18 protein-coding genes and 2 rRNA genes (1 of these 20 cut by a window edge) are annotated in these 23362 nt (G+C 68.4%); 11 read left to right on the plus strand and 9 right to left on the minus strand.

What is annotated here, in order from left to right; genetic code table 11:
- Nucleotides 1–2184 (plus strand): 23S ribosomal RNA (locus OG729_RS23960) (it extends 939 nt beyond the left edge of the window).
- 80 nt (nucleotides 2185–2264) lie between these two features.
- Nucleotides 2265–2381 (plus strand): 5S ribosomal RNA (rrf, locus tag OG729_RS23965).
- 123 nt (nucleotides 2382–2504) lie between these two features.
- On the opposite strand, the gene OG729_RS23970 is transcribed toward rrf, so the two are convergent.
- Genes OG729_RS23970 through OG729_RS23990 form a run of 5 tightly spaced genes read right to left on the minus strand, consistent with a single transcriptional unit; the run spans nucleotide 2505 to nucleotide 7917 of the window.
- The gene (locus OG729_RS23970) at nucleotides 2505–3815 is read right to left on the minus strand and encodes a DUF58 domain-containing protein (protein ID WP_405808045.1); all 1311 of its coding nucleotides are present in this window, start codon (nucleotides 3813–3815) and stop codon (nucleotides 2505–2507) included.
- 11 nt (nucleotides 3816–3826) lie between these two features.
- On the minus strand, nucleotides 3827–4810 hold the full coding sequence (locus tag OG729_RS23975) for a MoxR family ATPase (RefSeq protein WP_360883200.1): 984 nt from the start codon (nucleotides 4808–4810) through the stop codon (nucleotides 3827–3829).
- Nucleotides 4807–6000 (minus strand): DUF4350 domain-containing protein, encoded by a 1194-nt coding sequence (locus tag OG729_RS23980; protein WP_405808046.1) that lies wholly within the window; start codon nucleotides 5998–6000, stop codon nucleotides 4807–4809. The genes OG729_RS23975 and OG729_RS23980 overlap by 4 nt, the downstream gene beginning before the upstream one ends.
- On the minus strand, nucleotides 5997–6686 hold the full coding sequence (locus OG729_RS23985) for a DUF4129 domain-containing protein (protein WP_405808047.1): 690 nt from the start codon (nucleotides 6684–6686) through the stop codon (nucleotides 5997–5999). The genes OG729_RS23980 and OG729_RS23985 overlap by 4 nt, the downstream gene beginning before the upstream one ends.
- A 4-nt stretch (nucleotides 6687–6690) precedes the next feature.
- Nucleotides 6691–7917 (minus strand): hypothetical protein, encoded by a 1227-nt coding sequence (locus OG729_RS23990; protein WP_405808048.1) that lies wholly within the window; start codon nucleotides 7915–7917, stop codon nucleotides 6691–6693.
- A gap of 182 nt (nucleotides 7918–8099) precedes the next feature.
- Here OG729_RS23990 and mtnA point away from each other — a divergent pair, with 182 nt between their 5' ends.
- The 7 genes from mtnA (at nucleotide 8100) to OG729_RS24025 (ending at nucleotide 16565) form a co-directional block, all read left to right on the plus strand.
- Nucleotides 8100–9245 (plus strand): S-methyl-5-thioribose-1-phosphate isomerase, encoded by a 1146-nt coding sequence (gene mtnA / locus OG729_RS23995; RefSeq protein ID WP_405808049.1) that lies wholly within the window; start codon nucleotides 8100–8102, stop codon nucleotides 9243–9245.
- Nucleotides 9246–9249: 4 nt separating this feature from the next.
- On the plus strand, nucleotides 9250–9939 hold the full coding sequence (gene mtrA / locus OG729_RS24000) for a two-component system response regulator MtrA (RefSeq protein WP_405808050.1): 690 nt from the start codon (nucleotides 9250–9252) through the stop codon (nucleotides 9937–9939).
- 1 nt (nucleotide 9940) lies between these two features.
- The gene (mtrB, locus tag OG729_RS24005; protein ID WP_405808051.1) at nucleotides 9941–11962 is read left to right on the plus strand and encodes an MtrAB system histidine kinase MtrB; all 2022 of its coding nucleotides are present in this window, start codon (nucleotides 9941–9943) and stop codon (nucleotides 11960–11962) included.
- Entirely contained in the window at nucleotides 11952–13799 is a 1848-nt protein-coding gene (locus tag OG729_RS24010) for an LpqB family beta-propeller domain-containing protein (RefSeq protein WP_405808052.1), read from the plus strand. Before mtrB ends, OG729_RS24010 begins: the two co-directional genes overlap by 11 nt.
- Before the next feature lie 70 nt (nucleotides 13800–13869).
- Nucleotides 13870–14595, plus strand: a complete 726-nt coding sequence (locus OG729_RS24015; protein WP_405808053.1) for a ComF family protein — start codon at nucleotides 13870–13872, stop codon at nucleotides 14593–14595.
- Between the two features lie 334 nt (nucleotides 14596–14929).
- Nucleotides 14930–15619 carry a ribosome hibernation-promoting factor, HPF/YfiA family gene (gene hpf / locus OG729_RS24020; protein ID WP_360883180.1) on the plus strand — a complete coding sequence of 230 codons (690 nt, stop codon included), beginning with the start codon at nucleotides 14930–14932 and terminating at the stop codon, nucleotides 15617–15619.
- A 193-nt stretch (nucleotides 15620–15812) separates the two neighbouring features.
- Nucleotides 15813–16565 (plus strand): response regulator transcription factor, encoded by a 753-nt coding sequence (locus tag OG729_RS24025; RefSeq protein ID WP_360883177.1) that lies wholly within the window; start codon nucleotides 15813–15815, stop codon nucleotides 16563–16565.
- A 33-nt stretch (nucleotides 16566–16598) separates the two neighbouring features.
- Here the strand turns inward: OG729_RS24025 and OG729_RS24030 are convergent, their stop codons facing one another.
- Together OG729_RS24030 and OG729_RS24035 are read right to left on the minus strand one after the other, a co-directional pair.
- Nucleotides 16599–17768 carry a DNA glycosylase AlkZ-like family protein gene (locus OG729_RS24030; RefSeq protein ID WP_360883174.1) on the minus strand — a complete coding sequence of 390 codons (1170 nt, stop codon included), beginning with the start codon at nucleotides 17766–17768 and terminating at the stop codon, nucleotides 16599–16601.
- Between the two features lie 69 nt (nucleotides 17769–17837).
- Nucleotides 17838–18419, minus strand: coding sequence for a GNAT family N-acetyltransferase (locus OG729_RS24035; protein WP_360883171.1), 582 nt, complete (start codon nucleotides 18417–18419; stop codon nucleotides 17838–17840).
- A 241-nt stretch (nucleotides 18420–18660) separates the two neighbouring features.
- Here OG729_RS24035 and secA point away from each other — a divergent pair, with 241 nt between their 5' ends.
- Nucleotides 18661–21474, plus strand: a complete 2814-nt coding sequence (gene secA / locus OG729_RS24040; RefSeq protein ID WP_360883168.1) for a preprotein translocase subunit SecA — start codon at nucleotides 18661–18663, stop codon at nucleotides 21472–21474.
- 129 nt (nucleotides 21475–21603) lie between these two features.
- Here the strand turns inward: secA and OG729_RS24045 are convergent, their stop codons facing one another.
- A complete protein-coding gene (locus tag OG729_RS24045) occupies nucleotides 21604–22107 on the minus strand; it encodes an SgcJ/EcaC family oxidoreductase (RefSeq protein WP_360883165.1) in 504 nt (167 codons plus the stop codon).
- A 63-nt stretch (nucleotides 22108–22170) separates the two neighbouring features.
- On the opposite strand from OG729_RS24045, the gene OG729_RS24050 reads away from it, so the two are divergent.
- Nucleotides 22171–22632 carry a MarR family transcriptional regulator gene (locus OG729_RS24050; RefSeq protein ID WP_360883162.1) on the plus strand — a complete coding sequence of 154 codons (462 nt, stop codon included), beginning with the start codon at nucleotides 22171–22173 and terminating at the stop codon, nucleotides 22630–22632.
- A gap of 87 nt (nucleotides 22633–22719) precedes the next feature.
- On the opposite strand, the gene OG729_RS24055 is transcribed toward OG729_RS24050, so the two are convergent.
- Complete coding sequence (locus OG729_RS24055) at nucleotides 22720–23145, minus strand: Rv3235 family protein (protein WP_405808054.1); 426 nt, start codon at nucleotides 23143–23145, stop codon at nucleotides 22720–22722.
- Between the last annotated feature and the right edge of the window lie 217 nt (nucleotides 23146–23362).

Raw genomic sequence — 23362 nt, forward strand, 5'->3', positions numbered from 1 at the left:
AGCGTCGTGTGTTTCTTGCCGGAGGTAGAGCACTGGATAGGCGATGGGCCCTACCGGGTTACTGACCTTAGCCAAACTCCGAATGCCGGTAAGTGAGAGCGCGGCAGTGAGACTGTGGGGGATAAGCTCCATGGTCGAGAGGGAAACAGCCCAGAGCATCGACTAAGGCCCCTAAGCGTACGCTAAGTGGGAAAGGATGTGGAGTCGCAGAGACAACCAGGAGGTTGGCTTAGAAGCAGCCACCCTTGAAAGAGTGCGTAATAGCTCACTGGTCAAGTGATTCCGCGCCGACAATGTAGCGGGGCTCAAGCGTACCGCCGAAGTCGTGTCATTTCAGCATGAGGGCCAACGCCCGCTGGGATGGGTAGGGGAGCGTCGTGTGCCGGGTGAAGCAGCCGCGGAAGCGAGTTGTGGACGGTTCACGAGTGAGAATGCAGGCATGAGTAGCGATACACACGTGAGAAACGTGTGCGCCGATTGACTAAGGGTTCCTGGGTCAAGCTGATCTGCCCAGGGTAAGTCGGGACCTAAGGCGAGGCCGACAGGCGTAGTCGATGGACAACCGGTTGATATTCCGGTACCCGCTTTGAAACGCCCAGTATCGAGCCCATTAATGCTAAGGCCGTGAAGCCGCCCTGGAGCCTTCGGGTGAAGGGGAGTGGTGGAGCCGCCGGCCCAAGGTGGTAGTAGGTAAGCGATGGGGTGACGCAGGAAGGTAGTCCAGCCCGGGCGGTGGTTGTCCCGGGGTAAGGGTGTAGGCCGTGTGATAGGCAAATCCGTCACACATTGAGGCTGAGACCTGATGCCGAGCCGATTGTGGTGAAGTGGATGATCCTATGCTGTCGAGAAAAGCCTCTAGCGAGTTTCATGGCGGCCCGTACCCTAAACCGACTCAGGTGGTCAGGTAGAGAATACCGAGGCGTTCGGGTGAACTATGGTTAAGGAACTCGGCAAAATGCCCCCGTAACTTCGGGAGAAGGGGGCCATCACTGGTGATCCGATTTACTCGGTGAGCTGGGGGTGGCCGCAGAGACCAGCGAGAAGCGACTGTTTACTAAAAACACAGGTCCGTGCGAAGCCGTAAGGCGATGTATACGGACTGACGCCTGCCCGGTGCTGGAACGTTAAGGGGACCGGTTAGTCACATTTCGGTGTGGCGAAGCTGAGAACTTAAGCGCCAGTAAACGGCGGTGGTAACTATAACCATCCTAAGGTAGCGAAATTCCTTGTCGGGTAAGTTCCGACCTGCACGAATGGCGTAACGACTTCTCGACTGTCTCAACCATAGGCCCGGTGAAATTGCACTACGAGTAAAGATGCTCGTTTCGCGCAGCAGGACGGAAAGACCCCGGGACCTTTACTACAGTTTGATATTGGTGTTCGGTTCGGCTTGTGTAGGATAGGTGGGAGACTGTGAAGCTTGGACGCCAGTTCAGGTGGAGTCGTCGTTGAAATACCACTCTGGTCGTGCTGGATGTCTAACCTGGGTCCGTGATCCGGATCAGGGACAGTGTCTGATGGGTAGTTTAACTGGGGCGGTTGCCTCCCAAAGGGTAACGGAGGCGCCCAAAGGTTCCCTCAGCCTGGTTGGCAATCAGGTGTTGAGTGTAAGTGCACAAGGGAGCTTGACTGTGAGACCGACGGGTCGAGCAGGGACGAAAGTCGGGACTAGTGATCCGGCGGTGGCTTGTGGAAGCGCCGTCGCTCAACGGATAAAAGGTACCCCGGGGATAACAGGCTGATCTTCCCCAAGAGTCCATATCGACGGGATGGTTTGGCACCTCGATGTCGGCTCGTCGCATCCTGGGGCTGGAGTCGGTCCCAAGGGTTGGGCTGTTCGCCCATTAAAGCGGTACGCGAGCTGGGTTTAGAACGTCGTGAGACAGTTCGGTCCCTATCCGCTGTGCGCGTAGGAGTCTTGAGAAGGGCTGTCCCTAGTACGAGAGGACCGGGACGGACGAACCTCTGGTGTGCCAGTTGTCCTGCCAAGGGCATGGCTGGTTGGCTACGTTCGGAAAGGATAACCGCTGAAAGCATCTAAGCGGGAAGCCTGCTTCGAGATGAGGACTCCCACCCCCTTTGAGGGGTTAAGGCTCCCAGTAGACGACTGGGTTGATAGGCCAGATGTGGAAGCCCTGTAAGGGGTGGAGCTGACTGGTACTAATAGGCCGAGGGCTTGTCCTCAGTTGCTCGCGTCCACTGTGTATGTTCTGAAGTAACGAACTCGCCTTTTGGCCGGCTGGAGTTCAATATTTTCATAGAGTTTCGGTGGTCATTGCGTTAGGGAAACGCCCGGTTACATTCCGAACCCGGAAGCTAAGCCTTTCAGCGCCGATGGTACTGCAGGGGGGACCCTGTGGGAGAGTAGGACGCCGCCGAACAATTATTGTGGGAAAGCCCCGCACCTTCTGGTGCGGGGCTTTTCTGCGTTCAGAGGCCAAATAGCCCGACCCTCATGTGTCGGCCGCGCGGCATCCAATCCGAAATCCAATACCCGGGCCCTCTCAGAGGCGACCAGCAGCCTTCAGCGCGAGGTAAGCATCCGCGAGGGCCGGTGCGAGGTTGTCCGGGGTGGCGTCGACGACCGTAACGCCGTGCCGTTGAAGCTGTTCTGCCGTTCGGCGGCGCTGAGCTTGTGCCTGGGTGCCCGCCGCCGCCTCGTACACCGCATCGATAGTGCCGCGGGACGTGGACATCTGCTGGATGTGAGGGTCTGCCACCGAAGCCACGAGCACGGTGTGCCGTTGTGTGAGCTGCGGGAGGACAGGGAGTAGTCCCTCTTCGATGGGCGCGGCGTCGAGGCTGGTGAGCAGCACGATCAGGGAACGGCGCGGGGCGCTGGTGAGCGCGGCGGCGCTGAGGCCGCGGGCGTCGGTTTCGACGAGTTCGGGTTCCAGCGGAGCGAGCGCGTTGACCAGCGCGGGCAGCAGGTCACCGCCGGAGCGGCCCTGGACCTGGGCGCGGATGCGGCGGTCGTAGGCGAGGAGGTCCACACGGTCGCCTGCGCGTGAGGCCAGTGCTGTGAGGAGCAGAGCGGCGTCCATGGCCGCGTCGAGGCGCGGGACATCTCCGACGCGGCCGGCCGAGGTGCGGCCGGTGTCGAGTACGACGAGGATGTGGCGGTCGCGTTCGGGTCGCCAGGTGCGTACGGCGACCGTGGTCTGGCGGGCGGTGGCGCGCCAGTCGATGGAACGGGTGTCGTCGCCGGGGACGTAGTCGCGAAGGCTGTCGAATTCGGTGCCCTGGCCGCGGATCAGGACGCTGGTGCGGCCGTCGAGCTCGCGCAGCCTGGCCAGTCTGGAGGGCAGATGCTTGCGACTGGTGAAGGGCGGCAGGACGCGAACGGTCCAGGGGACTCTGTGGTTGCCCTGGCGGGCGGCGAGGCCGAGTGGGCCGTAAGAGCGGACGGTGACCCGTTCTGCGTGGCGGTCGCCGCGACGCGTGGGGCGCAGGACCGTGGTGAGCCGACGGCGTTCGCCGGCGGGGACGGTCAGCATGTGGCGGGAGGCGGCCTGTTCGGTGCCGCTGTGCCAGCTGCTCGGGGGCCACGCGTCCCGAAGGTGGGCGCGCAGGCGGCGGTTTGAGGGGTTGGTGACGGTCAGTTGGACTTCGGCACCGTCACCCAGTCGAACTGATGTGTCACCGCTTCGGGTGAATTGGAGCGTTCGCACTGGCGCGGCGAGGACGTAGTCGCACAAGATTGCCAGTGAAAGAGGCGCATTGACAGCGAGCATCCCGGTCCAGCTCGGGGCCAGGATGCCCACGGGGAGAGAGCCGAGAGCGGCGAGGAGTGCGGTTCGTCCGGTGAGGGCCATGGGGCAGCTCCTCAGCGGGGGACGGGCACGTGGGTGAGGATCGCGGTGATGACGGAGTCTGGGGTGACTCCTTCCATCTCCGCTTCGGGCCGGAGCTGGATCCGGTGGCGCAGGGTGGGCAGGGCCAGGGCCTTCACATCGTCGGGGATGACGTAGTCGCGGCCGGTGAGCCACGCCCATGCTCGGGCGGTGGAGAGCAGGGCTGTTGCGCCTCGGGGGGACACACCGAGGGTGAGTGAGGGGGATTCACGCGTGGCACGGCAGATATCGACGACGTAGCCGGCGATTTCGGCGGAGACCGAGGTCTTGGCGACGGCGGCACGAGCCGCTTCCAGGTCGGCCGGTCCGGCGACGGGGCGCACGCCCGCAGCCTGCAGGTCGCGAGGATTGAAGCCCTCGGCGTGCCGGGTCAGGACGTTGATCTCGTCCTCGCGGCTGGGCAGCGGGACCGTCAGTTTGAGGAGGAAGCGATCCAGTTGGGCTTCCGGCAGGGGGTAAGTGCCTTCGTACTCAACCGGGTTCTGGGTTGCGGCGACCAGGAACGGCTCGGGCAGCAGGCGGGGTGTGCCGTCCACGGTGACCTGGCGCTCCTCCATTGCCTCCAGGAGCGATGACTGGGTCTTGGGCGGCGTGCGGTTGATCTCGTCGGCGAGAAGCAAGTTGGTGAAGACGGGGCCGGGTTGGAACGAAAACTCGGCGGTGCGTGCGTCGTAGACGAGCGAGCCGGTGACGTCGCTCGGCATGAGATCGGGGGTGAACTGGACGCGCTTGGTGTCGAGTTCGAGGGAGGCCGCCAGGGTGCGAACCAGGAGTGTCTTGGCGACGCCCGGTACTCCTTCGAGGAGGACGTGGCCACGGCAGAGCAGGGCCACGACGAGCCCGGTGACAGCGGGGTCCTGGCCGACCACGGCCTTGGCGATCTCGGTGCGCAGAGCCTCCAGGGAGGTCCGGGCGCGGTCCGAGTTCTCAGCCGTCTCGGGGGTCGGGGCGCTCATGAAGTGCGTACCTCTCTTTCGAGGGCGTCGAGTTGGTCAGCCAGGCGGATGAGAGCAGTGTCGTCGGCGGGTGCCGGGCCGAAGAGCAGGTTCTTGAGGTCCCGGTCGTTATTGGGGAGGTGGGCCGAGACGGCCGGAAGCAGGGCTTCGGGGGAGTGGGCGTCGGCAGGTGGGACGCCGAGCAGTGGGGCGAGGCGGGCGCGGGTGGCCGAGCGCAAGGTCGCAGCCGCACGGTCGCGGGCGTTCACCTTGCGGTAGAGGCGGGCGCGGCCCTCGGTGGACTCGGATGCGCGGATGGCCACGGGGAGCCGTTCGGTGACCAGGGGGCCCAGTCGGCGGGCGCGCCAAATGGCCGCCAGGACGGCGGCGATGGCGAGCTGGAGTGTCCCCCAGAGCCAGCCTGCCGGGACAAGGTCGAGGAACGAGCTGTCGCCGTCGGTGCCGTCTTGTGCGGCGGAGGTGTCGCTGAGTGAGGGGAGGTACCAGACCAGATGGGTGCGCGAACCGAGGAGTTGGAGGGCGAGGGAGGCGTTGCCGTGCTTGTCCAGGCGTTCGTTGTAGAGGATGTCAGGGGAACCGAGCAGGACGGTGTCCCCGCTGCCGGGGTCGTCGATCCTCAGGAGGGTGGGCAGGCCATCGCTCGGGTAGCAACTGTCGGCGCCGGGCTTCTGGGTGGAGTACCGCTCACCGCCGAGTTCGGCACTGCCGGCTCGCTGCGCCGCGGGCAGGGAGCACTGGGGGTCGCGTGCCGCGACCGGCGCCGGGACTTCGCTGCGGACGCCGGGGGCCAGTGTGTCGAGCGAGCTGCTGTCGGCGGAAAGAAGGACCGTGCGTCCGCCGGAGTTGGCCGCCGCGGTACGCAGAGCCTGTTGCTGGCGTTCCGTCAGCAGGTCAGGGGCGGTGACGAGAAGGGTGACATCGGGGCCTGTCGCCGTGGCGGCCTCGTCGAGAGTGGTGACCACACGGGTGGAGACACCACGGTCCTTGAGGAGTTCGGCGACGGCGCGGCTGCCGTAGCGGTCGGCGGAGCGGGGGTCGAGGCGGCCGTGCTGGTCTCCGGAGCGCAGCGCGGCCATGGCGATCCCGGCTGCTACGAGGATGATGAGCGCGAGCAGCAGGCCGCGGGTGCGGGTCCACACCTGGCGGCTGGTAGGAGCCGTCGAAGTGGCGCTGACGGTGGTCCCGGTCATTGCCCTGCTCCTTGGGCCGCGTCGCTCAGTTGGGGCTTGGCGCGCTCCAGTTCCAGGTCCAGATCTCGCAGACGCAGATATGCCTGCCGGTCGGCGGTGCGGCCGCCGTATGTGACGTCGTCGAACTCCCTGGCGGAGGTGCGCAGTCCGTCGGCGTGGCCCGGCAGGGAGCGGCCGGCTTCGGCGGCTGCCTCGTCGGCGGTGCGGCCGGGCCGCGGGTCGAGGAGAGCCCGCTCCTCCAGAGCGCGGACGATGGCTCGCATGCGTTCTTGGACGGCCTGGTTCCAGCGTCCGGCGGCGGCGTGGTCCTCGGCGGCGGCGCGGTGTTCGGATGCGCTGCGCGGGCTGTCGTCGAAGAGGGAGTCCGCGGAGCCAGGAGTGCGCCGCGGTGTGCCGAGACGCCACCAGAGGGCAGCGACCAGGCCGATGACCAGCAGGACGATGACGACGAGGCCGAGTGGGCCACCGGGGGCGGCCCCGGATGCGGAGTCGAAGAGGCCGCCGACCCAGTCCCAGAAGCGGTCGAGCGCGCGCTGGAGCAGGCTCGGGTCGTTCTCGTGGTACATCGGCTTGGACAGCTCCCGCTCCGCCGCCTCCCGGGCGGGGATGCGGGGAGTGTCCACCGGTACGTCGTCGCTTGTGCGGATCAGCACCCGCGCCGTCATCACGCCCCCCGTGGTGGACACCGCATCAGCTCCTGGCGGAGCTGTCGCCCGGACGCCCGGAGCCGTAGCCGGGGACGCCCGCGGCCCGTGCGAGTTCCAGGTCGAGGGCCTCGCGGCGGATGCGCTGGTCGATGTAGAGGAGGACGGTCACGCCGGCGGAGATGGGGTACGTGATGGACGATGCGATGACCGAGCCGATACCCGTGATGATCAGGAACGGCCAGCCGAAGTCGGGGTTGTTTCCGGAGAACAGGTCGCTGAATGCGCTGCCGTCCACCGCGAACGCGATCAGGCTGAACGGCACCGCGATGATCATCGCCACCAGCAGGGTCAGCAGCAGCGTCAGCGCCACGATGCCGAAGGTCCGCCACCAGGCACCCTGGACCAGCTTGGCGGAGCGGCGCAGGGAGGCGATCACACCCTGGCGCTCCAGCATCAGCGCGGGAGAGGCGAGGACGAACCGGATCATCAGCCAGAGGATGACGACGCAGGCCACGAGGCCCAGGATCACGGACAGCGCGATTCCCGCAGCGGTGCCCAGCAGCAGGCCGGGCAGAATCGCCACGGTCATGATGGCTGCGCTCATGGCGGGCAACAGCACGGTCAGGCCGAGCAGTTGGGGCAGCCGGGGCCGTGCCTCCTGCCAGGCGTCGGAGAGCGTTACCGGGCGGCCCAGCACCGAGCGGCTGATCACCACCGTGAGAAGGGCCGTCGTAAAGAGTGTGGCGATCAGCGTGATGATCAGGGACGGGCCCATGGCGAGCAGGCTGGACTGCAGCGAATCCACGGACTGCCGCAGCGCTTCCGAGGGGGTCGCGTCCGGGTCGACCTCGGGCGGGTCCGGCAGCAGGTAGCGCTCGACGAGGATGTTGCAGATCTGGGAGATCACCGAGACGGTGATCGTGACGCCCAGCACCGTGCGCCAGTGAGCGCGCAATGTCGAAACCGCACCGTCGAGGATCTCCCCGACACCCAGCGGCCGGAGCGGGATGACGCCGGGCTTGGCGGCCGGTGGCCGGCCCCAGTTGCTGTTCGGCTGACCGCCGCCCCAGCCGGGGGCGGGAGGCGGCGCAGGCGGGCGGTTCGCACCGTGGGCGGTGGGCGGGGACCACTGTCCTGGGGGCGGCTGCTCCTTGGACCACTTCGAGGCGGGGCCGCTCTCGTCGGCGGGCTCGGTGGGCCGGGGCACACCTGCGTCCTGCCCGTCGGAGGGAGCAGATCCGGGCGAGGCCCAGCCCGGAGTGTCATTCACGGTCGTCCACCTCATGGATTGGTCGCGGGGCCGGTTCGGCGAACCAGCACGTTCACGGTGCCCGGCCCCTTGGCGGGGCGGCAGGTTGGCAGCCATCGTGCCACGCGTGGCTTGCTGGTGGGCGGGGGCCTCTATCTCCTTCGCACCTTCATTGTCGGTCGCTCACCGGGCAGACTGGGCGGATGGCTGATCAGTTCATACAAAACCCGGTCGGGACCGAGCCTCCCGCGCTTCCGGCATTGCGCTGGGACGAGCCGCCGGAGGGGCCCGTGCTGGTGCTTCTCGACCAGACCCGGCTGCCTGCCGAGGAGATCGAGCTGGTCTGCACAGATGTGCCTGCCCTGGTGCTGGCGATCCAGACGCTCGCCGTGCGCGGGGCGCCGCTGCTGGGCATCGCCGGCGCCTATGGGGTGGCTCTCGCCGCCGAGCGGGGTTACGACGTGGACGAGGCGGTGGCGCTGCTGGAGGGGGCGCGGCCCACCGCGGTGAACCTGGGGTACGGCGTGCGGCGGGCGGCGGCCGCCTACCGGGCGGCGGTGGGCAAGGGCGGGGACGCGGAGCAGGCGGCACAGGCGGCGCTCGCCGCGGCCAAGGCGCTGCACCGGGAGGATGCCGAGGCCAGCGCCCGGATGGCCGAGCAGGGCCTGGTGCTGCTCGACGAACTGCTGCCGGGCGGCGGGCACCGGATTCTCACCCACTGCAATACCGGGGCGCTGGTCTCCGGCGGGGAGGGCACCGCGTTCGCCGTCGCGCTCACGGCGCACCGCGCGGGCCGCCTGCGGCGGCTGTGGGTGGACGAGACGAGGCCCTTGCTGCAAGGTGCGAGGCTGACCGCATATGAGGCGGCGCGGAGCGGAATGCCGTACACATTGCTCACGGACAATGCTGCGGGATCGCTCTTCGCGGCGGGAGAGGTGGATGCGGTACTGATCGGGGCCGACCGGATCGCCGCCGACGGCTCGGTGGCGAACAAGGTGGGGAGCTACCCCCTCGCGGTGCTGGCGAAGTACCACCGTGTGCCGTTCATCGTGGTCGCGCCGACGACGACGATGGACCTGAGCACGCCGAACGGTGCGTCGATAGAGGTGGAGCAACGGCCTGGACAGGAGGTCACGGAGGTCTCTGCGCCGCATACGACGGCGGCTGGAGGAGTGAGTGGAGGGCTGCAGGTTGCGCCGTTGGGCACGCAGGCGTACAACCCGGCTTTTGATGTCACACCCCCGGATCTGGTGACGGCGATCGTCACCGAGCAGGGAGCGTTGTCCCCGGTCACCGGGGGTGGAATAGCGGAGCTGTGTGCCAGGTCACGCCAGGTAACGATTAGCTAATGGGATGATGTCGAATATGAAGGGACGAGTCCTTGTCGTCGACGACGACACCGCACTGGCCGAGATGCTCGGGATTGTGCTGCGTGGTGAAGGTTTCGAGCCGTCGTTCGTAGCGGACGGTGACAAGGCACTTGCCGCTTTCCGTGAGGCCAAGCCGGATCTTGTACTGCTGGATCTCATGCTGCCCGGACGGGACGGCATCGAGGTGTGCCGGCTGATCAGGGCCGAGTCCGGCGTGCCCATCGTGATGCTCACCGCCAAGAGCGACACCGTGGATGTGGTGGTCGGCCTGGAGTCCGGGGCCGATGACTACATCGTCAAACCGTTCAAGCCGAAGGAGCTGGTCGCCCGGATCCGGGCGCGGCTGAGGAGGTCGGAGGAGCCGGCGCCGGAGCAGCTGACGATCGGGGACCTGGTCATCGATGTGGCAGGTCACTCCGTGAAGCGGGACGGGGAGTCGATCGCCCTGACCCCGCTCGAGTTCGACCTGCTGGTCGCGCTCGCCCGCAAGCCCTGGCAGGTGTTCACCCGCGAGGTGTTGCTCGAGCAGGTGTGGGGCTACCGCCACGCCGCGGACACCAGGCTGGTCAATGTGCATGTACAGCGTTTGCGGTCCAAGGTCGAGAAGGACCCGGAGCGCCCGGAGATCGTGGTGACCGTCCGTGGTGTCGGGTACAAGGCCGGGCCGAGCTGACATGCCCCGAAGCAGTGTTGCTCCGAAGCCCGGAGAACCGGGAGTCCGTACGGGGCGGGCTGCCGGACCGGGGCATGACCACTCGCGATTCGGCCGTCTGCTCCAGGGCGGACGGCAGCTCCAGGACAGTGCGCCGGGGGGCCCGATTCTGCGGCTCGTCGCGCGCTGGGTGCGCCGCCCGCTGCTGCCGGCGATCCGGCTGTGGCGGCGGAACATCCAGCTCAGGGTGGTCGCGACCACCCTGCTGATGTCGCTCGGCGTGGTGCTGCTGCTCGGGCTTGTCGTCATCGGGCAGGTGCGCAACGGGCTGCTCGACGCCAAGGGCAGGGCCGCCCAGAGTCAGGCCGCCGGCGGCTTCGCCGTGGCCCGGGAGAAGGCGAACGCGCCCACCCGGCCCGGCGGCCAGGACGGTGCCGCCACCGACGGCAGGACGGCCCGGAGCTCCTGGCGGTCCGATCTGGTGGAGCAGCTCGCCAGTGGTGGCCAGGGTGCGTTCAACGTGGTGGCGCTGAGCGCCGACTCCGAGGACGCGGGCTCCAGCCGCGGCCCCCGGACCTCGGGGAGCGTGGACTTCGCGAGCATCCCCGAGGACCTGCGGGAAGCGGTCGACAAGGGGACCGGGACGTACGAGACGTACATCCGGATCAAGTACAACAACGATGAGCACGAACCGGAGCCCGGGCTGGTCGTCGGCACGCGGCTGAACGACATCGAGGGCAATCCCTACGAGCTCTACTACCTCTTCCCGCTGGCTCAGGAGGAGCAGTCGCTCAGCCTGGTCAGGGGGACCCTCGCCACGGCCGGGCTGTTCGTGGTCGTCCTGCTGGGGGCCATTGCCTGGCTGGTGGTGCGGCAGATCGTCACGCCCGTACGGATGGCCGCGGGGATCGCCGAGCGGCTCTCCGCGGGCCGCCTGCAGGAGCGGATGAAGGTCACCGGCGAGGACGACATCGCGAGGCTTGGCGAGGCCTTCAACAAGATGGCGCAGAACCTCCAGCTGAAGATCCAGCAGCTGGAGGAGCTCTCCCGCATGCAGCGGCGCTTCGTCTCGGACGTCTCGCACGAGCTGCGTACGCCGCTGACGACCGTACGGATGGCCGCCGATGTCATTCATGAGGCGCGCATCGACTTCGACCCGGTGACGGCGCGTTCCGCCGAGCTCCTCGGGGATCAGCTCGACCGCTTCGAGTCGCTGCTCTCCGATCTGCTCGAGATCAGTCGTTTCGACGCGGGTGCGGCGGCGCTGGAAGCCGAGCCGATAGATCTGCGTGAGGTGGTACGGCGGGTGATCGGCGGTGCCGAGCCGCTGGCCGAGCGCAAGGGCAGCCGGATACGGGTGATCGGCGACGAGCAGCCGGTCGTGGCCGAGGCCGACGCCCGGCGCGTGGAGCGCGTGCTGCGCAACCTGGTCGTCAACGCCGTCGAGCACGGCGAGGGCCGGGACGTGGTGGTGCGCATGGCAGCGGCCGGTGGGGCCGTCGCGATCGCCGTGCGCGACTACGGGGTGGGGCTGAAGCCGGGCGAGGCGACCCGGGTCTTCAACCGCTTCTGGCGGGCCGACCCGGCGCGCGCTCGTACCACCGGCGGCACGGGCCTCGGTCTCTCGATCGCGGTCGAGGACGCCCGGCTGCACGGCGGCTGGCTGCAGGCGTGGGGCGAGCCCGGTGGGGGTTCGCAGTTCCGGCTGACCCTGCCGCGCACGGCGGACGAGCCGCTGCGCGGGTCGCCGATACCGCTGGAGCCGGAGGACTCGCGGCAGAACCGGGAGCGCGCCCAGTCCGTGGTTCCGCAGACGAACGGGCACCGGTTGGCGTCCGTACCCGCTCAGCCGGTGACGGACCGCTCGCGGCTGTCTGTGCCGCCGGCTGCTCCGGTGCCGCCCCGAAAGGCCCCCACGGGTGTGAATCCGGCGGCGCTGCCGGGCAGTGGCGCCCGGGTGGTGGCGCGTCCCGCTGGGGAGCGGCACGACGAATCGGCACAGCAGGTTTCTTTGGACCGGGAGGACACGACTCGTGGGCGCTGACCCCCGTCGCGGCGGACGCCGAGGCGCGCTCACCGCATTCGCGCTGCTCGGCTGCGCCGGCGTGCTGGCAGGGTGTGCGTCGATGCCCGACAGCGGTGACATCCATGCCGTGAAGGCGTCCCAGCGCGCGGACTCCCAGGTGCGGGTGTATGCGGTGCCACCGCGCAAGGGAGCGACGCCCAGCGAGATCGTCACGGGCTTCCTGGAGGCGATGACCAGCGACGATTCCAATTTCGCCACCGCCCGTACGTATCTGACGCCGGAGACATCGCAGAAGTGGCGGCCGGAAGCGAGCACCACCGTGCTGTCGGCTGCGCCGGATCCGGGACAGGCCAGCCTCGGCGGCAGGGACAACCCGGGGATGGACTATCAGCTGGTCGGCAAGCAGATCGCCACGGTGGACTCCCAGCACGCCTATCAGCCGGTCACGCCCACCGACTACCGCCGGACGATCCATCTGTCGCAGCAGAGCGGCCCGGACGGCAAGGAGTGGCGTATCGACAACCTGCAGCCGGGGTTGGTGCTCGGCGCGTCCGACTTCCAGCGCAACTACCTCTCGGTCAACAAGTACTACTTCGCCTCCGGGCGGAACGTCCTGGTGGCCGACCCGGTCTACATACGGCAGCGGCTCGATCCGGTGACCCGGATGGATCCCGTGACCCAGTCGGTCAAGGCGCTGCTCGACGGGCCGACGAACTGGCTGAAGCCCGTGGTCGAGTCGCCCCTCCCGACCGGTACGGCGCTGAAGGAGGGCACCAAGTCGCTGACGTTCGACGACCGGAACGGGCTGAAGGTGCCGCTCAATGAGAAAGCGTCGAATGTGGGCCGCCCGCAGTGCACGAAGATGGCGGCTCAGATCCTGTTCACTCTGAGGGAGCTGTCTTCCACCCGGGTCGAGCAGGTGGAGCTGCAGCGCGCGAACGGCTCGCAGCTGTGTGTCCTCAACAGCGGCCAGGCCGAGGGTTACGCGCAGGATCATGTCTCGGGCAGGCCGATCAACCAGTACTTCGTCGACAGCAAGAACCGGCTGGCGCTGCTGGCGGGCGGCGCGAAGGACATAAGCGTGCCGGAGAACGTGCTGGGGCCGTTCGGAAGCGGCGGGCTGCCGATCAGCGTGGTCGGGGTGGCCCGTGACGAGCGCACCGCGGCGGCGGTCTCGAAGGACTTCAGCCACCTGTACGTGTCGTCCATCATCGCGGACGGCGAGCTGGGCGGCGCGGTGGTGCAGAGCAGGGGCAACATCCCTGCCAACCGCCTTTCGGCGCCGAGCTGGGACGGCCGGGGCGATCTGTGGGTCGCCGACCGTGACCCTGACCATCAGGCGCTGCTGCGACTGGTGGGCGGCGCGGGCAGACCGCAGATCGTCAAGATCGTCCCGGGCCTGGACGGCGAGCGGATCGAGGCGCTCAAGGTCTCGGCGGACGGTGTACGGATCGCGCTGCTGCTGACCAAGGACGGGAAGACCACGCTGAAGATCGGACGCGTGGAGCGCCAGGGGCCGAAGGACAACCAGGTGGTGTCCGTCGCGGAGCTGCGGCCCGCAGCACCGCAGATGGAGACGGTGACGGCCGTTTCCTGGGCGGGCCCCAGCAGGCTTGTGGTGGTCGGCAAGGAGTCCGGCGGGGTCCAGCAGGTGCGCTATATGCAGACGGACGGCTCGACTTCGGACACGAACGTTCTGCCCGGCCTGAACCGCGTCTCGGCGGTCGCGGCGTCGGACGACGAGACCCGCCCGCTGGTGGCGTTCTCGGAGGAGGACGGCATCGTGCGGCTGCCGGCCGGTGCCAACTGGCAGACAATGGTCAAGAACGGCTCGTCGCCGGTCTACCCGGGGTAGTCCGGCAGCCGTCTCGCACAGTTATCCACAGGGGTGGCACGCCGCTTCGGCGGTTGGCACAGTGGTTGCCATGCGGGGCTGGTGGAGGGAGATCTCCGGTCTGGTGCTGCCGTTCGCCTGTGGCGGCTGCGGCACTCCTCGTACGCCGCTGTGCGAGGAGTGTGCGCGGACGCTGTACGGCGCCGGGGCGCGCCGGGCCAGGCCGGTGCCCGAGCCCGCAGGCCTGCCTCAGGTGCATGCCGCCGCACCGTATGCCGATGCGGTACGTGCCCTGCTGCTGGCCCACAAGGAGCGGGGCGCGCTGGGGCTGGCCCGGCCGCTGGGCGTCGCGCTCGCCGGGGCGGTGCGGGCCGCAATGCCCAGTGCCGCACCGGGATCGGGTCCGCTGCTGCTCGTACCCATGCCGTCGGCGCGGCGTGCGGTCAGGGTGCGCGGGCATGATGCGGCGCGGCGGATGGCGCAGGCCGCCGCGGGGGAGCTGAGGCGTACGGGGACGCATGCCAGGGCGCTCCCGGTGCTGCGGCAGCGGCGGGAGGTGGCCGATCAATCGGGCCTCACGGCCCACCAGCGGGTGGCGAATCTGGCGGGGGCCCTGGAGGTCACGGCCGGCGGCGCACGGCTTCTGGAGGGCGGCCGGGCGGTGCTGGTGGACGATCTGATGACGACGGGGGCCTCGCTGGTCGAGGCGGCGCGGGCGGTCCGCGCGGCCGCCGGGCTGCGATGTCCCGGACACCTGCGGCTGAGCGCGGCGGTTGTCGCTGTGCCTCCGCTCTCCTTCGAAATCAACCGGAACTGAGGGGGAACTTGCATCGTTGCAGGTAGTGAGAGACGAAAAACCCCTGAATGGAAGTACGCGCTGGTAGCGGGTGCCGACACCCGTCCGAGCGAGCTATGTTCGGTTGTGAGGAATGGCGATAGAGCTGTACCTCACCGAATGCACTGCCGTGCTCCCGGCCAGGGATTCGAGGACGCGAAACCTCGAAAGTTGGTGGGGTGGGGACCTTGTCGACTGGGGAGGAGGAGGTGAAAGTCGCCAAGTCCGAGGCTCCGGTGATCATCGGGGCCTGGTGCAACAGGGAGACGCTCCGCAGCCAGCGAGCGGGCGGGGCTATCCGGGAACGGAGTTCTGCGTGGACATCGTCGTCAAGGGCCGCAAGACCGAGGTGCCCGAGCGGTTCCGCAAGCACGTGGCCGAGAAGCTGAAGCTGGAGAAGATCCAGAAGCTCGACGGCAAGGTGATCAGCCTGGACGTCGAGGTGTCCAAGGAGCACAACCCGCGGCAGGCCGACCGTTCCGACCGGGTGGAGATCACACTTCACTCACGTGGCCCGGTGATCCGGGCGGAGGCTGCGGCCGCCGACCCGTATGCAGCGCTTGACCTGGCCACCGGCAAACTGGAGGCGCGCCTGCGTAAGCAGCATGAGAAGCGCCACAACCGCCGTGGGAACGGCCGCATTTCGGCATCCGAGGTGGCCGATGTCGTTCCCGGCGTCGCCGAGTTGAACGCCAACGGCCGGCCGCTCGTCGAAGAGGCGCCGGAATCCATTCCCACCACCAGGATCGGCTCGCTCGAAGTGCAGGGCGAGGGACCGCTGGTGGTCCGCGAGAAGATCCACACCGCAGCACCGATGACACTCGACCAGGCGCTCTACGAGATGGAGCTGGTCGGGCACGACTTCTACCTCTTCGTCGACTCCGAGACGAAGCAGCCCAGTGTCGTCTACCGACGGCACGCCTATGACTATGGCGTCATCCACCTGGAGACCGACCCGCTCGCCGGATCCGAGGCGGGCGGGGCCGGAGGTGCGCTCGGCGGCTGACCGCCGTCAGCAGTGTCGGTGGTGCCCCTGGTGCGCCCTCTGCGCCCCCAGGGGCACCACCGTGCGACCACGGGATCGCCGCGCTGTCGGTCAGGCATGAAAGCATGGCGTCGCTAGCCAACCGGTGCGCTGTGTGCTGATGTTGGCGAACCACTCATGATCTTCAGGCTCACGGCCTTCAGGGGGAGGAACGATGGCGGACAGCTTCGGGCCGGTTCACGACGACGCGGGCGACGCCACTGCCGCGGTCGCCGAAACCGGCGCGGACCACGGCGGCTCCCGCAAGGAGCCGATCCGGGTTCTGGTGGTGGACGACCACGCCCTGTTCAGGCGAGGGCTCGAGATCGTCCTCGCACAGGAGGAGGACATCCAGGTAGTCGGCGAGGCAGGAGACGGGGCGGAGGCCGTCGACAAGGCTGCAGATCTGCTGCCCGACATCGTGCTCATGGACGTGCGGATGCCCCGCCGCGGCGGCATCGAGGCGTGCACCTCGATCAAGGAGGTGGCCCCCAGTGCGAAAATCATCATGCTGACGATCAGCGACGAGGAAGCCGACCTCTACGACGCGATCAAGGCGGGCGCCACCGGCTATCTCCTCAAGGAGATCTCCACCGACGAGGTGGCCACGGCGATCCGTGCGGTGGCCGATGGGCAGTCGCAGATCAGCCCGTCGATGGCGTCCAAGCTGCTCACCGAGTTCAAGTCGATGATCCAGCGCACGGACGAGCGGCGCCTGGTGCCCGCGCCCCGGCTGACCGAGCGGGAGCTCGAAGTGCTCAAGCTCGTCGCCACCGGGATGAACAACCGCGACATTGCCAAGGAGTTGTTCATCTCGGAGAACACCGTGAAGAACCACGTCCGCAACATCCTGGAGAAGCTGCAGCTGCATTCCAGGATGGAGGCGGTGGTCTACGCGATGCGGGAGAAGATCCTCGAGATCCGGTGACCCCGCGGGCGTGGGGTGAGCCCCTGCCCGCGCTCAGAGTGCCTTGACGGCCTGGGTCAGGGGGCCCTGCAGTTCCGGCGGGCTCACGCGTTCCACGCGTACGTCCGTGCAGCCGACCCAGGTCGCGGCCTCGGACAGGGCCTGGGCCACGGCGGGCACGGACTTGGCGCCCTCCAGCGAGACCTGCTTGGCCACCAGTGTGCTGCCTTCGCGCGCGGGGTCGACGCGGCCGACCAGTCGGCCGCCGGCGAGGACCGGCATCGCGAAGTAGCCGTACACCCGCTTCTGCTTGGGGACATACGCCTCGAGGCGGTGCGTGAAGCCGAAGATCCGCTCGGTGCGCGCCCGTTCCCAGATCAGTGAGTCGAACGGCGAGAGAAGGGTTGTGCGGTGGCGGCCGCGCGGCACGCTCGCGAGTGCCTCGGGATCCGCCCAGGCGGGCTTGGACCAGCCCTGGACCGTGACCGGCACCAGCCCGGAGTCGGCCACCACCGCGTCGAACTGCTCGCCCTTGAGGCGGTGGTAGTCCGCGATGTCCGCCCGGGTGCCGACACCGAGCGCCTCGCCGGCCAGCCGGACCAGTCGGCGCAGGCACTCCGCGTCGTCCAGTTCGGCGTTCAGAAGGTGACCGGGGACGGCCCGCTCGGCGAGGTCGTACACCCGCTTCCAGCTGCGCCGCGCGGTGCACACCACCTCGCCGTACATCAGGGCGCGCTCGACGGCGACTTTCGAGGCCGACCAGTCCCACCACTCGCCGCCATTCTTCGCGCCGCCCAACTCCGTCGCGGTGAGCGGGCCTTCGGCGCGCAGCTGCTTGATCACCTTCTCGTACGCCCCGTCCGGCAGATCGTGGGACCAGTGCGGGCGGGAGCGGTAGGCGCGGCGCCGGAAGGCGAAGTGCGGCCATTCCTCGACGGGCAGGATGCAGGCCGCGTGCGACCAGTACTCAAAGCTGTGCCCCTCGGTCCAGTACGCATCCTCGACCGTCCGGCGGCCCACGGCGCCCAATCGCGCGTACGGAATCAGCTCGTGCGAGCGCGCCAGCACCGAGATCGTGTCCAGCTGTACGGCGCCGAGGTGCCGCAGCACGCCGCGCACCCCGCCCCGCCGGTCCGGCGCGCCCAGGAATCCTTGGGCGCGCAGCGCTATGCGGCGGGCTTCGTCGGCGGACAGTTCGGCGGCAGGCGGCGGCACGGTGGTCATGGTCCGCACCCTAGACGGCGGCACTGACAATCGGTCCGGCCGCCGAGGAAAGAGACCCTCGGCCGAAGCTCACGAGGTGCCCCGCGCCGGGAGATACGGGTGAGGGGTCGGCAGCCCCAGGTCCGACGGGAGCAGCGCGCCCACCCAGGCGTCCCTGAGTGTGTCCTTGTTGAGCAGGGCCGCGCGCAGCGCCCCTTCGACCACGAAGCCCGCCTTCTCGGCGACGGCCCGCGAGCCCTCGTTGCCGACCTCCGCACGCCACTCCAGACGCGTCGCACCCAGCCTGGTGAAGGTCCAGTGGGCCACCGCTGCCACGGTCTCCGCCATGATGCCGCGGCCCCGGTACTCCTTCGCCGTCCAGAAGCCGATCTCCCAGGTGCCCGAGAGGGTGCGCAGGCTGACCGCTACCGATGCCATCAGTGGGCCGCCCGCCCGCGGCAGCACCGCGAAGGTGCACATCGTGCCCGCCCGCCAGCCGTCCGGCACTATCTGCCCGGTGAACTCCTCCGCGTGGCGTCGCTCGTACGGCGAGGGGACCGTTGTCCACCGCTGGATGTCGGGGTCCTGACAAGCCTGGTAGGCCGCCTCCGTATCGTCGGGCGAGAAAGTACGCAGCAGCAGGCGCTCGGTGGTGAGGGTGATGGGCTCCATGCCCGGATTGTGGTCATGTACGGGAAGGGATGCGAGCACTTTTCGGACCTCACCGGCACCTTCCGCGCGTCCCGTGCGTTCTCTTTTGCGGGTAACAGCAGCCCTGGCTGACGGCGGACCTCCCGACCCGGTGGGGTCCTCGCTTACGATGGCCGTTGCGGTGGGGTCCACCTGCCGTGCCCGCGCCAGTGTCCATAACACGACCCAGTGCCAGGCCCGATCGGCAAGGAGACCAACCTCAGTGTCCGTCTTCAACAAGCTCATGCGTGCAGGCGAAGGCAAGATCCTGCGCAAACTGCACCGCATCGCGGACCAGGTCAACTCCATCGAAGAGGACTTCATCAACCTCTCCGACGCCGAGTTGCGGGCTCTCACCGATGAGTACAAGGAGCGATGCGCCGACGGTGAGAGCCTGGATGACCTGCTCCCCGAGGCATTCGCGACCGTCCGTGAGGCCGCCAAGCGCGTCCTCGGCCAGCGCCATTACGACGTACAGATGATGGGCGGCGCCGCGCTGCACCTCGGTTACGTCGCCGAGATGAAGACCGGTGAGGGCAAGACCCTCGTCGGCACGCTGCCCGCATACCTCAACGCGCTGTCGGGCAAGGGCGTGCACCTGATCACGGTCAACGACTATCTGGCCGAGCGTGACTCCGAGATGATGGGCCGGGTCCACAAGTTCCTGGGCCTGTCCGTCGGCTGCATTCTCGCCAACATGACCCCGGCGCAGCGCCGCGAGCAGTACAACTGCGACATTACGTACGGAACGAACAACGAGTTCGGCTTCGACTACCTGCGCGACAACATGGCGTGGTCCAAGGACGAGCTCGTCCAGCGCGGCCACAACTACGCCATCGTCGACGAGGTCGACTCGATCCTCGTCGACGAGGCCCGTACGCCGCTGATCATCTCCGGCCCCGCCGACCAGGCCACCAAGTGGTACGGCGACTTCGCCAAGCTGGTGACGCGCCTCACCAAGGGCGAGGCGGGCAACCCGCTCAAGGGCATCGAGGAGACCGGCGACTACGAGGTCGACGAGAAGAAGCGGACCGTAGCCATCCATGAGCCGGGTGTCGCCAAGGTCGAGGACTGGCTGGGCATCGACAACCTCTACGAGTCGGTGAACACCCCCCTCGTCGGCTATCTGAACAACGCCATCAAGGCCAAGGAACTGTTCAAGAACGACAAGGACTACGTCGTCATCGACGGCGAAGTCATGATCGTCGACGAGCACACCGGCCGTATCCTCGCCGGCCGCCGCTACAACGAGGGCATGCACCAGGCGATCGAGGCGAAGGAAGGGGTGGACATCAAGGACGAGAACCAGACGCTCGCCACGATCACCCTGCAGAACTTCTTCCGCCTCTACGGCAAGCTCTCCGGCATGACCGGTACGGCCATGACCGAGGCCGCCGAGTTCCACCAGATCTACAAGCTGGGCGTCGTGCCGATCCCGACGAACAAGCCGATGGTCCGCAAGGACCAGTCCGACCTGATCTACCGGACCGAGGTCGCCAAGTTCGCGGCGGTCGTCGACGACATCGCCGAGAAGCACGAGAAGGGCCAGCCGATCCTCGTCGGCACCACCTCGGTCGAGAAGTCCGAGTACCTCTCGCAGCAGCTCAACAAGCGCGGCATCCAGCACGAGGTCCTCAACGCCAAGCAGCACGACCGGGAGGCGACGATCGTCGCCCAGGCCGGCCGCAAGGGCGCGGTCACCGTCGCGACGAACATGGCCGGCCGCGGTACGGACATCAAGCTCGGCGGCAACCCCGACGACCTCGCCGAGGCGGAACTGCGCCAGCGCGGCCTGGACCCGGTCGAGCACGTCGAGGAGTGGGCCGCGGCCCTGCCCGCCGCGCTGGAGCGCGCCGAGGCGGCCGTCAAGGCCGAGCACGACGAGGTCACCGACATCGGCGGCCTCTATGTGCTGGGCACCGAGCGGCACGAGTCGCGTCGTATCGACAACCAGCTGCGCGGTCGTTCCGGCCGTCAGGGCGACCCGGGCGAGTCCCGTTTCTACCTCTCCCTGGGCGACGACCTGATGCGGCTGTTCAAGGCGCAGATGGTCGAGCGCGTGATGGCGATGGCGAACGTTCCCGACGACGTCCCGATCGAGAACAAGATGGTCACGCGCGCGATCGCGTCGGCACAGTCGCAGGTCGAGCAGCAGAACTTCGAGACGCGTAAGAACGTCCTGAAGTACGACGAGGTCCTCAACCGCCAGCGCGAGGTCATCTACGGCGAGCGCCGCCGCGTTCTGGAGGGCGAGGACCTGCACGAGCAGGTGCGCCACTTCATGGACGACACCATCGACGCGTACATCCAGGCGGAGACCGTCGAGGGCTTCGCCGAGGAGTGGGATCTGGACCGGCTGTGGGGAGCGTTCAAGCAGCTCTACCCGGTGAAGATCACTGTCGAGGAGCTGGAGGAGGCGGCCGGCGACCGGGCCGGGATCACCGCCGAGTTCATCGCCGAGTCCATCAAGGACGACGTCCACGAGCAGTACGACGAGCGGGAGAAGCAGCTCGGCTCGGACATCATGCGTGAGCTGGAGCGGCGCGTGGTGCTGTCCGTACTGGACCGCAAGTGGCGTGAGCACCTCTACGAGATGGACTACCTCCAGGAGGGCATCGGCCTGCGCGCGATGGCGCAGAAGGACCCGCTCGTGGAGTACCAGCGCGAGGGCTTCGACATGTTCACCGCCATGATGGAGGGCATCAAGGAGGAGTCCGTCGGCTATCTGTTCAACCTGGAGGTCCAGGTCGAGCAGCAGGTCGAGGAGATCCCGGTGCAGGACGCGGCGCCTTCGCTCGCCAAGGAGGACGCGGTGCCCGCGGGCGCGTCCCGTCCCGAGATCCGCGCGAAGGGGCTCGACGCGCCGCAGCGGCCGGACCGGCTGCACTTCTCCGCACCGAAGGTGGACGGCGAGGGCGGCATTGTCGAGGGCGACTTCGTCAGCGACGACGGGCAGGCCCACTCGGACGGGGACGGCCTGACGCGTGCGGAGCGGCGCAAGGCGCAGAAGGGCGGCGGGCGGCGCCGCAAGAAGTAGCGCGCCGACCTCTCCCGCGCGCCTGCCCTCCCGGGCAGCTGCGCGCAGAGCCGACGGCCGGGGCCGGACACCGATTGCGGTGTCCGGCCCCGGCCGTTTCCGTACCGTCCGCGCCCTCTCCCGTCGTTCTCAGGGGCTGGCGGTGGCCCGGCCCAGACCGAGATAGCGGGCCGCCCTGGTCATCGCCTGGGACATCCTCGACGGCATCGAGTCGGGTGCGGGGACGGTGACGGGGCGCACGCGGCCGTTGTGGATGGCGCTGATCCGCCAGCCGTCGTCGGTGTTCACGACGACGATCGTCTGCCGGGACAGCCGGCGCTTGGGGAGCCGCGAGCGCCAGGGCATCAGCACGGATGCCGTGCCGTAGACGATCGCGACGTCGGGGGTGAGGTAGCGGACGGCCTCGATCTCGCCGACGAGTGCGGAGCCGGTGAGGACGCCGCGGAACAGCTTGTCGTGGTTGGCCTGGTGGGCGACGCGTCCCACGGCGCGGGTGCCGTCGTACGAGACGTAGTCGGAGTCCTCGGTGAAGCAGGCGCCGAAAGCGACCGCGTCGCCCTCGGTCCAGGCGTGCATGAAGCGCTCGAAGAGGTCTGCGATGCGAGCGTCGCTCTGGTGCTGCTGAGTAATCATGGCTGTGCCCTCCCGGGTGTTATCATTACGACTGACGAAACTTACGATACCAGAAAGATTCGAATGTCGAAAGAAGCAGCCATAGAGGATGTCGCTCAGCAGCTTCGGTCGCTGCAGCAGAGCTTCGATGCCTTTGACGAGGCGGCCGCGGCACGGCTTGGGGTGAACCGCACCGACCTGCGCTGTCTCGACCTGGTGTTGGGGAGGGGGCCGCTGGCGGCCGGTGAGCTGAGTACGGCCCTGAAGCTCAGTCCCGCCGCGACGACGACCGTCATCGACCGGCTGGAGCGCGCCGGTCTCGTCGCCCGCACGCGCGACGAGACGAACCGGCGTCGGGTGCTGGTCACCGCGACTGAGGCGGCGGGGGCTGCCGAGGCGGAGGTCTATCTGCCCGTCGGCGCGGCGGCGGCGCAGGCGCTGAGCCGCTACGACGAGGAGCAGCTGGCCACGATCCTGGACTTCCTCCGGGTGGCCCGTCAGGTCCAGGAGGGCCAGGCGGCGCGGCTGGGGGTTTCGTCGCGATGAGCGGCGGCGGCGCGGCGGCCGGTCCGCTCGCGGCCTGGAGCCCGGGCCCGGCCGCGACGGCACCTGCGCCCCGTCCTCACCCCGGCGTCAGTCCGCCGCGCGGGTGGGGACGCGTTCGCCGCCGAGTTCCACTGCCGCGCAGCGCCAGCGCTGGTCCGCGCCCTGTTCCAGGCGGAAGGCCATCGCGCTGACCCGGTCACCCGAGCCGATCCTGGCGAAGGCCTCGATCACGCCCGGGCCCGGGTGGTACTCGCCGCAGTGCCGTACGACCGGCGTCACCCGTTCCGCCGGGCGCAGCGGAGCTCCCGGGGCGAGCCGCACCAGCTGCTCGTACGCCTCTCCGATCGTGTGCCCGAGCATCCAGTGCACCGGGCGCTGTCCGCTGAGTACCGCCAGCAGACGGTCGGCGAACCAGTAGTGCGGCTTGTTCTGCCGTCGTGCGCGTGCCGTCGCCGCTGCCACCACGGCGGGGCGGCGCTGGTCGCGCCGTCCCGCAGGCCTGGTCCTGTCCATGCAGATCGCCCCCGATGTGCCGGGCCCGGCTCGATACCGGACGGTAACTTCGTTGGGTGATCTTCTACGGGGACTGCTCGGCGGGCCGCAACGCCGGCGACCCCCGCGCCAGGCCGCCGCAGGGTTCACCTATCAGAGTGACGAGGGGCAGCCTCGGGCCGTCGTGGGCGGGTGCGCGGTGTGTCCCCGGTGGACGGTCCGCTGGGCCGGGAGAGGC

It is taken from the genome of Streptomyces sp. NBC_00210 (genome assembly GCF_045160975.1).
Classification (GTDB): Bacteria; Actinomycetota; Actinomycetes; order Streptomycetales; family Streptomycetaceae; genus Streptomyces.

Bases quoted from the DNA above. Each gene is read 5' to 3' on its own strand.
- OG729_RS23975 (WP_360883200.1), bottom strand. From the start codon at position 4,810: ATGAGCGCCCCGACCCCCGAGACGGCTGAGAACTCGGACCGCGCCCGG.
- OG729_RS24030 (WP_360883174.1), bottom strand. From the start codon at position 17,768: ATGACCACCGTGCCGCCGCCTGCCGCCGAACTGTCCGCCGACGAAGCC.
- OG729_RS24035 (WP_360883171.1), bottom strand. From the start codon at position 18,419: ATGGAGCCCATCACCCTCACCACCGAGCGCCTGCTGCTGCGTACTTTC.
- OG729_RS23970 (WP_405808045.1), bottom strand. From the start codon at position 3,815: ATGGCCCTCACCGGACGAACCGCACTCCTCGCCGCTCTCGGCTCTCTC.
- OG729_RS24045 (WP_360883165.1), bottom strand. From the start codon at position 22,107: ATGATTACTCAGCAGCACCAGAGCGACGCTCGCATCGCAGACCTCTTC.
- OG729_RS23980 (WP_405808046.1), bottom strand. From the start codon at position 6,000: ATGACCGGGACCACCGTCAGCGCCACTTCGACGGCTCCTACCAGCCGC.
- OG729_RS24025 (WP_360883177.1), top strand. From the start codon at position 15,813: ATGGCGGACAGCTTCGGGCCGGTTCACGACGACGCGGGCGACGCCACT.
- mtnA (WP_405808049.1), top strand. From the start codon at position 8,100: ATGGCTGATCAGTTCATACAAAACCCGGTCGGGACCGAGCCTCCCGCG.
- mtrB (WP_405808051.1), top strand. From the start codon at position 9,941: ATGCCCCGAAGCAGTGTTGCTCCGAAGCCCGGAGAACCGGGAGTCCGT.
- OG729_RS24050 (WP_360883162.1), top strand. From the start codon at position 22,171: ATGTCGAAAGAAGCAGCCATAGAGGATGTCGCTCAGCAGCTTCGGTCG.
- OG729_RS24015 (WP_405808053.1), top strand. From the start codon at position 13,870: ATGCGGGGCTGGTGGAGGGAGATCTCCGGTCTGGTGCTGCCGTTCGCC.
- OG729_RS24055 (WP_405808054.1), bottom strand. From the start codon at position 23,145: ATGGACAGGACCAGGCCTGCGGGACGGCGCGACCAGCGCCGCCCCGCC.
- mtrA (WP_405808050.1), top strand. From the start codon at position 9,250: ATGATGTCGAATATGAAGGGACGAGTCCTTGTCGTCGACGACGACACC.